The organism is Ideonella azotifigens, from assembly GCF_006519715.1.
Classification (GTDB): Bacteria; Pseudomonadota; Gammaproteobacteria; order Burkholderiales; family Burkholderiaceae_C; genus Ideonella; species Ideonella azotifigens.
The window spans coordinates 1-2,026 of the sequence record NZ_VIDT01000848.1 but is presented as its reverse complement, the minus strand read 5'-3'; the positions used below and the strand labels follow the sequence as shown (position 1 = coordinate 2,026).

Genomic DNA, 2,026 nt, shown 5'->3' with positions numbered 1-2,026 from the left:
ATGTCGTCGACCTTGACCGCTGCGTCGCGCACGATGCGCGCCAGCACGTCGGCCTGGTCGTTCAGCAAATGCGTGAGCAAGGCGACGGGCGACGCGAACTGCTCGCCCTGGCGCACGGCCTGGCGCAGCCGGTCGATCGAGCGCAGCGGATGCAGCCGCGCGCTGACCAGCAGCCGGCGGTCCACGTTGAGCCACAGCGTGGCGATCTGCGACGGGTCGAACGAAAATTCGTAGGCCACGTCGTTGATGACGGCCAGCAGCTGGTCCTGCACGTCTTCCAGCCGCGTGGAACGCGAGCCCTGGTGCAGCGCCTCGAAAAACTCGTCGCGCAGGTCCAGGTTCTCGCGCAGCCAGGGCTCGGCCGCCGCGTCGGCCAGGCTGAAGTGCAGCCAGACGAATTCGCCGCGGCTGGCCTGGTCGCTGCCGGTCAGCCAGACCAGCGCCTGGTCCGGCCCGATGGGCTGGCCGGGCTGGCCAGGTGCGAACAAATAGCCGCAGATCAGGCCTTTTTCGTCGGGTCCGTAACGAGGGTTCATCGGGAATCCTGGGATCAGTAAAGCAGCGCTGGCGGCCTCGCATGGTGCCGGTCCGATGCGAGGCCGGTGCCCGGGCCGGCCGGGCTGTCACACTGGCGCGACGGCCCGGCCGCCTGTCACAGTGCCGACATGCATGCAGCCGAGCATGCCAGGCCGTCCCCATCCTACCCACGGAGCGCCCATGGCCCTGCCTTTATCCGACCATGGCGAGCTGATTCGCCGCATCGAAGCCGACATGCTGGACAGCCTGGACGAAGCCTTCGAGCTCGAATCCGAAGACAGCTTCACCAGCCTGGACGTCGACGGCACCCGCCCCGCCGACACCGACGCCAGCCGCGACGAACGCCGCCAGTACTTCCGCACCCTGTTCCAGCTGCAGGGCGAGCTGGTCAAGCTGCAGGACTGGGTCGCCAGCACCGGCCAGAAGGTCGTGATCCTGTTCGAAGGCCGCGACGCAGCCGGCAAGGGCGGCGTGATCAAGCGCATCACGCAGCGGCTGAATCCGCGCGTCTGCCGCGTGGTCGCCCTGCCGGCGCCCAACGACCGCGAGCGCACCCAGTGGTACTTCCAGCGCTATGCCGCCCACCTGCCGGCTGCCGGCGAAATGGTGCTGTTCGACCGCAGCTGGTACAACCGCGCCGGCGTCGAGCGGGTGATGGGCTTTTGCAGCGACGACGAGTACGAAGAGTTCTTCCGCTCGGCGCCCGAGTTCGAGCGCATGCTGATGCGCTCGGGCATCAAGCTGATCAAGTACTGGTTCTCGATCACCGACGACGAGCAGCACCTGCGCTTCCTCGGCCGCATGCACGACCCGCTCAAGCAGTGGAAGCTGAGCCCGATGGACCTGGAGTCGCGCCGCCGCTGGGAGGCCTACACGCGGGCCAAGGAAGTCATGCTGGAGCGCACCCACATCCCCGAGTCGCCCTGGTGGATCGTGCAGGCGGTGGACAAGAAGAAGGCCAGGCTGAACTGCATGACGCACCTGCTGTCGCAATTCGACTACAGCGAGGTGCCGCACCCGCCGGTTGAATTGCCCGCGCGCGTTCGCCATGCGGACTACTCGCGCAACCCGGTGCCGGACGAGATGATCGTGCCTGAAATCTTCTGAACGACTGGTCGGGCCGCAGGGCCCGGCGGTCGCTGGCCCGTCCTTTGGGGGCTGCCAGCGGCCGGTGGCTGCCCCTATCATGGCTGCGCACACGCAAGCGCAGCAGCAGTAGGACAAGCCAGTGGCCAGCAAGCATTCGTCGAAACGACAACAGGCAAGAAGCGCCAGGCGGCAGCAGGACACCGCCATCGTCGTCGCCGGCCTGGGCCTGCTGTTCACACTGCTGCCGCTGCTGCTGGGCAAGACAGCCTACGCACCGACCTTCGCCAGCGCAGCGCCCGTCGGCTGGGGGCTGCTCGCACTGGGCGTTGCGGGCTTCCTGTGGCTGCGCTACCAGCACCGCGCCAGCGTCAGCCCATGGGACGGCCAGCGCATGGGCGAC

The 2,026-nt window shown here is 67.9% G+C and carries 3 protein-coding genes; 2 read left to right on the top strand and 1 reads right to left on the bottom strand.

Annotated elements, in window-relative coordinates:
- Window positions 1-536, bottom strand: a 536-nt coding sequence (locus FKP22_RS28420) for a CorA family divalent cation transporter (RefSeq protein ID WP_310733387.1), incomplete at its 3' end; no start/stop codon positions are given.
- Window positions 537-717: 181 nt separating this feature from the next.
- Here FKP22_RS28420 and ppk2 point away from each other — a divergent pair.
- The gene (gene ppk2, locus FKP22_RS28415) at window positions 718-1,644 is read left to right on the top strand and encodes a polyphosphate kinase 2 (RefSeq protein WP_141291454.1); all 927 of its coding nucleotides are present in this window, start codon (window positions 718-720) and stop codon (window positions 1,642-1,644) included.
- Between the two features lie 121 nt (window positions 1,645-1,765).
- A partial coding sequence (locus FKP22_RS28410; RefSeq protein ID WP_141291452.1) for a hypothetical protein occupies window positions 1,766-2,026 on the top strand: 261 nt, incomplete at its 3' end.